The organism is Pumilibacter muris (assembly GCF_943193045.1).
GTDB classification, from domain to species: Bacteria; Bacillota; Clostridia; order Christensenellales; family Pumilibacteraceae; genus Pumilibacter; species Pumilibacter muris.
In genome coordinates this window covers 99,006-111,091 of record NZ_CALPCN010000006.1, presented here as the reverse complement: position 1 = coordinate 111,091, position 12,086 = coordinate 99,006, and the positions used below count along the sequence as shown (strand labels likewise).

At 50.5% G+C, this 12,086-nt stretch carries 2 protein-coding genes; both read right to left on the bottom strand.

Annotation, left to right across the window (positions count from 1 at the left end; translation table 11 throughout):
• Positions 1-46: 46 nt before the first annotated feature.
• Positions 47-4,387 carry an InlB B-repeat-containing protein gene (locus NFR62_RS08010; protein WP_251617193.1) on the bottom strand — a complete coding sequence of 1,447 codons (4,341 nt, stop codon included), beginning with the start codon at positions 4,385-4,387 and terminating at the stop codon, positions 47-49.
• Between the two features lie 79 nt (positions 4,388-4,466).
• Entirely contained in the window at positions 4,467-11,933 is a 7,467-nt protein-coding gene (locus tag NFR62_RS08005) for a leucine-rich repeat protein (RefSeq protein WP_251617190.1), read from the bottom strand.
• Positions 11,934-12,086 lie beyond the last annotated feature (153 nt).

Below are 12,086 nucleotides of genomic sequence, written 5' to 3'. Positions count from 1 at the left end.
TTTTCCGAATTTTTTATTTTTTAAACCGAAAACAGCGTTCATTCTATCACAGTTCGGCAAAAGGCAATTTTTCGGCGGTAGCGCAATCGGCAAGAGTAACGGTAGCTTTTCCGTCTTGCACTTTTACAACAGCCATAAACACGGGCGACTCCAAATCGGAACCGTGCTCGTATACCGACAACACAAACGTGCCGCCGTCGTCCGACACATATTCGGTGCGGTAAACGTATTCGGTAGCTTTCTCGCTGCCGTTCACCACTTCTATTATGCGCATATACCCGCAATCGAACTCGCCGTAACGAACGTCGAGCGCAATTCCCGTTCCGAAATCGTAATAAACGTTTTCATTTTCGGCATCTTCCGCCTCAACCGTAGCCAAAGCGTCGGCATGGAACAATTTAACAAGCATAACTGCGGTGGCATCTGAAAATTTGGGAGCGTTAATATAAACTTCGGGTTTAATTCCGTTTGCCACAAGCTCTTTAACGCGGTCTTCCCAAGCGGTTTTATCGGCAAACTCGAAAGTTGCGTAAAGCATAAGTCCGCCGTCAGATATTGCGTAAATGCAAGGCATGCGTTCGCCGTTGTAGTAGCCGTTGTCGTAAAGGAACACTTCGGGGTCTTTATCAACCACAGTTCTGTAATATTTCAAAAGTCCGCGATAATAGTCAGACGTAAGACCAACGCCGTCAAATTCCAAAGCTCCGGTGCCGCTTGCGGAATAAGCGAACCATGCGCCCCGAGCGTCGTCGGTAGGCGCAAGCGGCAATTCGGTTTCGCCGCTTACAAACGTCATTCCGTCGGCTTTTTCCACCATTGTGAATAAAACCGTAAGTTCATCGCCGTTCTGTGTTTGAACGTTCACGCAAACGTCAAGTCCGCCGAGTTCGTCGTTGTAGAAGAAATAAGCAAGATACGCCTGCCCGTTTTCGGAAAACCACCAAACGGCGCCCGTGCCCTCGTAGTCGGCGTTCAAAAGCTCTACCAGCACCGACGCGCCCGTATTCATCTGAACCGACCACTGCCCCGCATATTTGTTCACAATGCCGAGCGCAACAGGTTCTTGCGACGCGCGCGCAAGCGACCACAATCCCGTTTCCTCGTTGAACGTAACGTTACCGTAACCGCTTATTTGAGCCACGCCGTTCGCGTTCACAGAATAAGCGTATTCTTGCGCGGAATCGGCGGTTTTAACGCTAACCTTTCCGCCGCCGAGTTCGCCGAGTCCGTTAAAGTCGAGCACAAGCGAACCGTCGGAATTTGTAAGTTCTCCGAAGAAAGAATCGTGCTTGCGGAAAATCACAGGTTCGGCGTCAAGATTTTCAGAGTCGCCGAGCGCCAAAGTATTGCCGTCGATAAGTACGGCAACGTAAATTTTGCCGCCGCTTTGGAACACGATAGTGTCGGCGTCGGCATACGCGAACGCGGCTTCGGCGTTCGAGCCGAGTTTCGCTTTATCGAACGAAATCGCAAGCTTGCGTTTATCGGAATCGAACCAGTCGCCGCTCAAAGCGTTTTTCGCTTTAAGGGAGCGCTCTCCGTTGTTTAACGAAATCGTTGCGCTCAAACCTTCGCCGCGAACGGTTGCGGCGAACGAAAACGCGCCGCCGTTGTAAAAGTTGATTTTTCCTTGTTCAACGGTATAATAATATCTGTTGCCGTCGGTGTCGGAGGCGTAACCGTAGCCGTGTCGGGTAAGTCCGTCGAGCGTTAAGGAATAGCCTTTACCTTCGTCGGTCCATACTCCCGCAAAGCCGCCTTTTAACCCGTAAGCAATTCCGTTGCCGCAAATAAGATAGCCGCGAGCGTCGAACGTAAATTCGAAATTCTCGTTCCCCGCCGTAAGAGTCAACTTATTTCCGTCAAGCGTATAACTGCCCGACTCCGTTCCGTCGGCGCCGAGAGTTACATATCCGCCTTTGCCGTCGAACTCGATATAGTCGGAAACGTAAACGTCCGCTTCCCACTCTCCCGCGTAAATATCCGAGCGGGTAAGAGTTAAAGAGCCGCCCGAAAGAGTTTGAGCGTCGGCGCTCAACACAAGCGTGTTTCCGTTCACCGTAACGCCGTTACTTTCGAAAACAAATTCTGTTTGAACTCCGCCCACAGTGCCCAAGCCGTTAAGTTCGAAAACATATTCGGTGCCGTCGGCGGCAAACCATGTGCCCGCCGCGTCGTGTTTGGCATAAGCCGTAATATTTCCGAAAGTCAGTTTGCCGTTCTCCGCCGCAGCTTCGTTATATTCGGCGGAACTCAAAAACGCGGGCAATCCCGAAAGAAATAGTTTTCCGTCGCCGCTTACGCCATACCCGAAAGCATGCGACTTAGCGCCCGAATTAACCGAACCTTTTCCGTCGAGTTCAAGCGACAACTCGTAGGCAACTCCGCTATGCGTAAAGAGGTAATTTCCGCTCAAACGCGAATAATCCGCAAAGCCGATATAAACCGTATTTACGGCTTCGTTATCGGTTATAAGGTAAGCTGCGGGAAGAGGATTTTCGCAAGCCGCGTCAGAATATATTCCCGTAGAATACACTCCGTTGCCGCCCGATAGCAAAACGCCCGTTCTCACGGGAACAAGCCCGTTTCCGCTAAGGTGCATAACTGCGGTAAATTCGCTAACTGTGAAAACTTGGGAGCCGCTCGCGCTAACGCCGTTTTCCGAAATCGTTTTTCCGTTTAAATCCACAGTGAACGAAAGCGAAAGCGCGGTCGAAGCGTCGCTCTTCGGCACGGGATAACCGCCGTCGAAAATCCATTTGTCCGTATTCCAACCTAAAAGCGCGCGAACGGCGTCGGCGTCGGTAAACGAATATTCTTCGTTTTCCACGCTAACGGTGCCGCGAGACGAATAATACGAAACGAACACAGCCGATTTCGTTGCATACGGCGCCGCGTCCGAAAATCCGTTGCCCTGCTCTCCGAAAATATCGCCCCTTACGGCGTTTAAAGAATTGGGCGCGGACGCTACAACTGCGGAAGTGGAAAAGCTGTTCGCAATCACCGCTTCGACGTCCGAAAAATATCCCGCGATTCCGCCCGCCGACGAAGAGCCCATGTCGCTGTCGGTTTCGGCGGTAACGTTGCCTGTGGAATAACAGTTGGTAACCGAAGTGTAACTTCCCATATATCCCGCGATTCCGCCAGAACTGTGGCCGCCCAAAACGTTGCCCACCGCCGCGCAACCAACAACTGCCGCAACGGCTTCGGCGTCGCCCGAAAGCCCGCCTATAAGTCCGCCCGCATAAGCGAGGTAATCGGAATTTACCGTAACTTCCGAATTGCAGAATAAAACGTAGCTCGGGCCGTATACCGACACGGTGCGAACGTGCCCTATAAGCCCGCCTATTGTGGTGTAGTAAGCGAACGTATTGGTGTAGCCCGCAGTGCCGCTTGCCGTAACTCCGCGCACCGTGCTCGACACAGCGTCGCCCGCAAGCACGCCTGCGTTCATAACGCTGTTGCCCGCCACATTAACGTCGGCGTTTTTTATGTTCAAGTTTTTGATTGTAGCACCTACAATTCTTCCGAAAAGACCCGCGTTGACGCTGTCGGTAATCGAATTTATGTCTTCGGGAGTGGAAACGTATTCGCTTACGCGAATTACGAAATCGCTTATAGTGTGCCCTTTGCCGTCAAAAGTGCCGTTAAACAACTCTATGCAAGGTATTTCAAATCCGCGAAAATCAAGGTCCGCCACAAGTTCGAAATGGCGTTTGCCTATGTTGCCGCTAAGCGAGTTAATCATATTCGCAACGGTAACCCACTGCGCGGGCGTTGCGATTTGATACGGCTTCTCTTTTGTTCCCAAACCGTTCATAAACGACGTGTCGGCAACAAGCCCTTCCACCGTAATTTCGGTAATTACGCTAACGGTAACGGTGTAAACGCCCGAAGAGTCGGGCAAAAGAGCTTCGCCGTTCGCAAGCACTTTCGGCTCGCCCAAATAGAAAGGCGACGGCTCAATCATAAACTGAACCCGCTCTCCTATTTGCACGCCTACCGGCGCGCTGCCGCGTTCGAAAACGTATTTAAATCCGTCGGCTTCAATAAAAGTAAGGTTTTCTTTAACAACGGGAGTATCGGTGGAACTCCAACGGGCGGAAAGAGTTAAGTTCGCCTTAACGGGCTCGTCGAAATTGTATTCTTGGGAGTCAAGATACCAACCGTCGAATTTGTAGCCCGACCTTGCGGGGTCGGCAGGACGCGACACCTTTTCGCCGTCTTTAACTTTAACAACCGAAGCGGCGGGCGCTCCCGAATAGTTAAGTTCGAAAGTAACGGTATATTCCGTAGCGGCAGTTTCATTTTTTCCGCAAGCAAGCGAAAGCGCGCCCGCCGCAACGGCTAAGGCAATCGTGAGTAATAATGCCGTAACTTTTTTCATTATGTTAGCGTTTAACCTCCATGAAACTCTTAAACCAAAAGAGCAAAACTCAGTTTCCGTTTATACAATTTATACAATCTTATTTCTTAGCTGCGCTTTTGCCTTTTTTTGCGCCGCTCTTTTTGGGAGCCGCCGATTTTTCGGCTGCGGGCTCGGTCTTTTCGTTCTTTACGTCCGATTCTTCCGCAAAACTTTCGTCAACCTTTTTCGCGTATTCCTCTTCGGTGTTCGGAACAACCTCGTGCGATTCCACAGTGGCAGCCGCCTCGTTGCCGTGCGTTTCGGGCTCCGTTGCGGGAACTTCCGCAACTTTCTCGGGCTCCGCAGTTTCCTGCGTTTTCTCTTCCGCGCGAACGCTTTGCTCTTCTTTTTTCGCGTCGGAATTTTCACTGCCTTCTTCGCTCTTATCAAGCACTCTCTTTTTAATTATCGGCAACAACAGCAAAGTAACCGTTGCGATGAGCGCCGCACCGAGTATTATAACAACCACCACAAGCGCTACGGTTCCGCCCGAAAGTCCTTTTTCAACCGCTACGGGCGCCGGAGGCTCGGGTTTGTTTCCGCCGTTGTTGTCTTTAAGCGACTGTATTCTCTTTTCCGCGTTTTCAAGCACCGAAAGATTCGTTACGAGAGCGGATTGCTCTTTGTCCGAAATTTGATTGAACGCGCGGCGCGCTGCCATTATCTGTTCTTCGTGCGCAAGCGTAACGTTTTTGGGAATGTCGTTTATAAGCGCTATTACGTTTCTCGTAACGTCGTCGGCAACCACCGCTCCTATAATCTTGAAATCGAAATAGTTGTCTATAACATACGAATCGTAGCCAACGCCGTTTTTCGGATAAGTCATTGTAAGGTTGCGGGTTATTCCCACATAGCTTACAAAGTTATTGTTGAACAGCACGTTTTCCGCCGACGAGAAATATTCCTCAGCATATTTGCTGCCCGTCATGCCGAGCGCGTGAGCGCTGTTGGCAACGTGTTCGGAATCGATTTCGTCCACATACGTTTCGTCGTATTCGGCTTCGAGCATGGGCGCGTTTATGCTACCGAAGTTCACAACGCGCAAATTTTCGCACGCCGCGAAAGCCGCATGCCCAACCGCTTTTAAGGTGTACGGCAAATTCACCGTAATTAGCGAGGAATTGCCCGCCGCCGCATAGTCGGAAACTCTCACGGTTCCTTCGGCAACGGTAAACGAATTAGCGTCGCTAAGACGGGAATACGCTATAAGTTCAAGTCCGCCGTTCGGCACAACAACGTAAAGCGCGCCGTCTATAACTTTAACCGTTTCGGAAAAATCGAAATTATAGCTCTTATAAGGGCGGGCGAAAGCGTCGTCTGTAACGGCGTCGCGCGAGAACAGCGGGCTGCTCATAGGTATATTTGTAAGCGCAAACGGATTGTCGCCCAAATCCTCGATATTTTCGCCGAGTTCAACCGAAACAAGTTTTTCGTTGTTTGCAAACGCGAGTCTGCCAACATATTTCGCCGACGTGAGTTTTGCCGACGATATAGACGTTCCCGCAAACGCCTGAGCGCCCACTTCGGTAACGTTTTCGAACCCGCTCACCGAAACAAGATTGCGAGCGCCGCTGAACAACTGCGCCGCGATTTTGCCTTGTTTTAAAGTAGCCGATTGCACGGCGGAACCCGCGAACGCGCCTATTCCCGCTTCGCCGACTTCCGTAAGGTTTACGTTGCCCGAAAGCTTAGAGAACGCGAACGCATAATCGCCGATTTTTTCGGCTTTCGCAAACGGTGCAAAATCCGTTAAACCGGTGCCGCAGAAAGCTCCCGAGCCCACGTTCACACCGTTTATAACGCCGTCCGAAACTATAACTTCGTTCAAAGCGCTCGCGCCGTAAAAAGCTTCGTCGCCGATAGTTTTAATCAAAGCCGACAATTCGAGCGAAACAAGAGCTTTGTTGCCCGCAAAAGCCAAAGCGCCGAGCTTAGCGGCTCCCGAAAGGTTAAGTTCTTCTATTTGAACGTAAGCGAACGCCCCTTCTCCGAATTCCGACACATATTGTGCGCCCTCTACCGTAACGGGACTGTAAACAGGGCTCGACTGAGTGCCCTTGTTGCCGCACCCGTAAAAAGCCATATTGCCTACCGTAGTTTTGTCGCCGCCTTCGCTTCCCGCAAATTTTATGTTCGTAAGCGAGGCGCAACGTTGGAACGCGCCCGAACCGATTTCCACTCCTTGCCCGAATTCAACCGACGCAAGAAGAGGCGAATTGAAGAACGCACCCTCTTTTATAACCGTTTTTGCGGGTATTACCGCGCTCGCAATATTCAATTCGGCAAACGCATAAGCGCCTATAACGCTTCCGCCCAACGACGGCATAACCTTTATGGCGGTGCCCGCGAACGCAAAGTCGCCTATGTCGCCCAAACTTCCGCCGTTTTCAACCTTTACAGTGTCGAGCTTTTCGCAACCGTAGAACGCATAACCGTCTATTATTACGTTTTCGGGCAAAGTTACCGATTGGAGGCTTTGCACCGAACTGAAAGCGCCGAGTCCTATTTTTTCAACTCCGCTTTGCACGGCGTAAGTTTTAACGGTGACGCCCGCAGAATCTATGGGAGCAACCGCAACCAACGTTTTTCCGCCGTCGCGCAAAAGTTCTCTGCCTCCGTTGGAGGTGGTGAACACCGCGTTCCCGTCGGCAACTTTAAACGACGATATTTTTGTTCCCGCAAACGCGTAAGCGCCCACTTCGGCAACGTCTTTTCCGAGCGTTATTTCCGTTAAGTTAGAGCATCCGTCGAACGCGCCCTCCGATATAACGGGCGAATTGATTTCTATTTTTGTAAGTTTATTGCAACCCGCAAAAATAGACGCGTCTATTTTTATTTTGGAACCGAAAGTAACTTTCGTTAAGTTTTTGCAGTTTTCGAACGCGCTCGCGCCCGCCGATTCCACTTTGGGAAGCAACACTTCTTTTATAGCGGTGCCGCGAAACGCTCCCGTACCTATTGCGATTGCGTCGGTAAGCTTAAATTCGCTTATAGAAGTGCTTGTGTCGAAAGCGCTTGTGCTCGTTAAACTCGAGCAACCGTTAAACGCGTTATGGCTTATAATTTTAACGTTTTCGAGCCCGACAACGTGCGTAAGATTTTTACACCCCTGAAAAGCGTAAGCGTTAATTTGCCGCAACGATTTGGGCAAATACACTTTTTTAAGCGCCGTCATGTTGGCAAACGCATATTGGTCTATAAGTTCCACGCCTTCGGGAATTACAACCTCAGTAATCTGTTTTTCAATGCGCTGCTCGCCCACAGGTCCGCTCGTGGTGTAATAAGGGTCCTCTTCGGTAATGTCTTCGGGCGCCTTATCCACAGTTTGCGAAAGAGAGAAAGCGAACTGCGATATTGTGGTAAGGTTTAGCTTCGCGGGAATTTCCACTCTGCCGTCAAGATTTTCGCCTATTCCCTTATAAGCGGTAAGATAAGCTCCGCTCGTAACGTAAGGGTCTTGAACCTCTATATCCACCGACGCGCTCACCGAGCGGGTGTCCTCTCCGTCTATCCAAACAGAAGCGGTAATTGTGGCTCTTCCCTTTCTGAGCGCCCTAATTTTGCCTTTCGCGTCAACCGACGCAACCGACGTGTTGCCCGAAGTGAACACAACGTCGGTAACGTTAGGATAATACGCCTGTAAATCGTAGAACAGGCTCACAATTTCGCCGGGATACAAATCGAGTTTGCGGCTTCTTGTGTCGAACAGCGTGGTAGTGCCTTTCTTGCCTACCGAAATTTCGTCGGAATAGCGGGTATAATACGCGAAATCAATGTTAAACCCGAGCAAACTGAACGAGTTCACCGCAGGACGGTCGAACCATCTGTAACCGTCGTCGCCCTCGCCGAGCACGGTAACGTTAACAGTTTTCTTAACGTCGGCATACGCCTTGCTCGAAACGGTGATTGTGGCGGTGCCTTTGCTCACGCCCAAAACGGTGCCGTTCACAACCCGCGCCACGTTTTCGTTGCTCGAACGGTAATCCAACAGAACGTCGAACGAATCTTCGGGATACAAAAGCGGTTGCAACCGTTTGGTTTCGTTCACGCTGAGCGTAACGTTTTCCTCTTCTACCGCGATAGCTTCTATGTTTTGCGGCAACGTGAGGCTATACGCGGTGGAGTTCATTGCGTAGTCGTATACGAACACAATAAATTCTCTGTTGCCCGCTCTCATGTTGGCAATATAGTCGTTAAGTTCAAGCGTTACGGTGCTTGTCGAATTTCTGCTGCCGTACACAGGCTCGAAATATTCTTTTTGCATAAGCCCCGTTACGCTGTTGAACAATATGGGGCGCACGGCTTGCGCGTAATGGTTGTCGTACACGTCAATGTCCGCGTAATACGTCGTCTCTTTGGTGTTGTCGTCGTATTCCGAATAATAGCGCACGTCGGTAATTTTGGGCGCTTCGAAGTCGGTCGTAAAAGTAAATTCGTAACTGTTTTTAAGGTTGGTGTCGGCGCCGTCGCGTTCGTATTCAAGACGCGCGTCTAAACGCACAGTGTATTGCGTATTGTTTTTAAGATTATAGTCGGCAACGTCGAATTTCACGTCTACCGAGCTGTAGCCTATCATAGAACCGTAGTTGTAAGACTTGCGTTGGTTCGTTTCGGTCTTTTTGTAAATCTGTCTGCCCGTAACGGTGTCGGTTATGGTAACGTCCATTTCTTTGGCGTTGCGCAAAAGCCCCGCCCAAACCGCGTAAATCGAATTTAAGCCGTTTTCGTGGTTAGTAAGCGCTATGTGCTCCTCTTGCGCGGGAATTTGCACGTCTTCGGGATTTTGCACCCAGTAATAGCCGCCCATGTAACCTATATAGTCTTTGCTCAGTCCCGCAATGGGTCGGGTAGCCCATGCGTCGGGCTTTATTTTGTCTTCGTCGTCTATTGCGTCGTTGATTTCGTCGGGGTTTGTTTCGAAATAAGTCAAGTCGAAAATGGGCGCTTGCGTCCAGTCGCCGTAAAACGCAAGGAACGGAGCCGACAGATTAACGCCGCCGTCAGTCGATAATAGGCGAACGAAACCTTCCACATACATGCCGTTTTCAAAGCTTGCGTCAAGATAATCTTTCGCGGCTTTCGAAAGCGTGAGAACAACGGTAAGTTCAACCTCACCGCCCGCCGCAACGGTTACGCGCTTGCCCGAAACGCCGTTGCCGCTCACGGAAACCGAAGTGTCGGAAAGCATATACGCGCGCTCGCTGCTCACCGTTTCGTCTTTATCGGTAAGAGTGGACGAAACGCTTTCGGTATACACAAGAGCCTCTACGTCGAACGAAGTCGCCGAGTTCGAAATATTCTTAACCGTAAATTTAAGAGTATAAACGCCGCTCTTTTCGGGGTCGTCGCCGAGTTCGAGTTTTGTGCGGTCAAGTTCTTCGTCGCCGTCTTTAACGTATAAATAGCTGCCCGTGTTTACTGCGTTGTAAAGATTCGCAAGTCCGGCGCCTTGCTTACGAACGGAATACGGATTGCCGAATTCGTTGTAAGCAATATCGGTTGTAGACATTAAAAGCTGATTACTGAGTTTAGCAATTTCTCTTCTCTGAGCATTGTTAGGTTTTCCGTCGAACCCGAGCTTTTCTTTGGCATACTGTCTAACGAGCGCATGCACGCCCGCTTGGTTGGGCGAAGCCATGCTCGTGCCCGAAAGTCTGTCGTAATATCCGCCCGGAACGGCAGCCAAAATGTCACCGCCGTGAGCGGTGATTTCGGGTTTTATGCCCAAACTCGCGGTAGGTCCCCACGACGAGAAGTCGGACATAAACGGTCCCGCAAGATTTTCTTTGGATAAAGTGATTTTGCCGGCGGATGTGGCGGCAAGTTTTTCGCCGTCGTCTTGCGACATGGAAATACAGCCTATTCCCCAGTCGTAAAGATAATTGCCCACGCTCATGCGAATATCGCCCGAAATGTTATTGTAAATAATAACGCCCGACGCGCCCGCGCTGTAAGCCGCTTGCACCTTTTCTTCGAAAGTGTTTTTACCTCTGCGAACAAGAGCGATTTTGCCCTTAACGTCCATACCTATATACGAGGGGCTGTCGCCTATGCCGGGCACGGTCACATACTCGAAAGTGCCGCTTTGGCTTCCTTTGAGCATCATATCCATAAAGTTATAAGCTTCGCCCGCCGTATTGTTTGCTTCGTAATAATATATAGGTTGGCTTCCGAACATAAGATAAGGAGTTTTAACGCCGCTTATGCTCGCAACGCTGAGAGCCGATTCGTAGGTAGACGGAGAGCCGACAGTTCCCGAATCGGGATTCGAAGTAAGCGGCAAATTGCCGTTCGCCTCGCTACCGAACGTGGAGTTATACGAATTACTCGCCGCAGTAATAAGACTTATTCCCGCCTCGCGCACGCTGTCGTAAATTTCGTCGGTCCCCTTTTCGTCGTCTTCGCTCGCAAAACCCGCCGAAGAACCGAGACTCATGTTAATAACGTCTACTCCGAGTTTAACGCTGTCGTCGAGCGCGTTTAGAAGCCAACTTGCTTTGGCGCCGGTGTCGGTATCGGAGAACACTTTCATCAAAACGAGTTGAGCGTTGGGCGCAACACCCGTAATGGTAATACCGTCGGCGCTCGGAGTTGTGCTTTTGCCCGCGATTATGCTCGCAACGTGCGTTCCGTGATTGCTTTCAAGCGGATACACGTCAGAATCTTTATCGGCGTAATCGTATGCGAACGGAATTTTATCCGACACATAAACGTCCGACGCCGTAAGCCCCGAACTGAGTTTGGCGGCGTTTGTGCTGCCCAAGCTACTTGCAACCGCGTTGTAATCCATAGAAATGGAACCTTTGGGAGGCACCGACTCGGTAAACACGGGGTGCGTGTAGTCAAAGCCCGAATCGAGCACGGCAACAACAACGCCGTCGCCCTTATATTCCACGTCGCTCGAATCGAATATGCCTGTGTCATACACTTTAACGTTGTTTTCGGTTACGCCCGACGACGCGGGCGCGGCGTTAGGCACAGAAGATTCTATCGCTTTGGGCGCGTAATAAGTTTCGGACACAATGGCTTTGCCGCCCATACCGTTTATAATTTCTTCGCAACGCTCGAAATCTTCGGTGGCGATATTCACCGCGACGCCCGCCAAAACGGTGTCGTATTCGCTTTCGATAGTATAGCTTATTTTAGCTTTTTTGAGCGAGCGCAACAAATTCTTACGCGCCGCCTTTATGTTCTTTACGGTGTCGTTATATTTGGCTGTGCCCACAATATCGGCAACTTTTTCGCCGTCTGCCGCATCGAGCACGGTGGGTTCGTCGAGCGACGCTATTAAAGTGACGTATTTTTCTTTGCTCGCAATATCGGACAAACGCTTTACGCTTTCGGCAAATTGCTCGGTTTCGAGAGCAAGCGAACCGTATTTGTCGGTAACGTCGGTAAAGCTACCCACTGCGGAATCCGACGGCGACGCGTTGGCACGCGGCGATATGAACGCGGTCGAAAACGCGGTTGCGGCAAACACAACCACCATAACGAGCGATGCGCAAAGTCTTTTCTTCTTAGTCATTTTAATTCTCCGTAACGGTATAACTTTGGTAAAAATTCCGTGCAAAAACCGCAACTCTGTGCGAAGGTAACAAAAAAAGGGCATTACTATACCATACGGTATAAGCGACGCCCTTGTCGGTTCTGATACCTTTCGCGGTTGCAAACAAGCGCC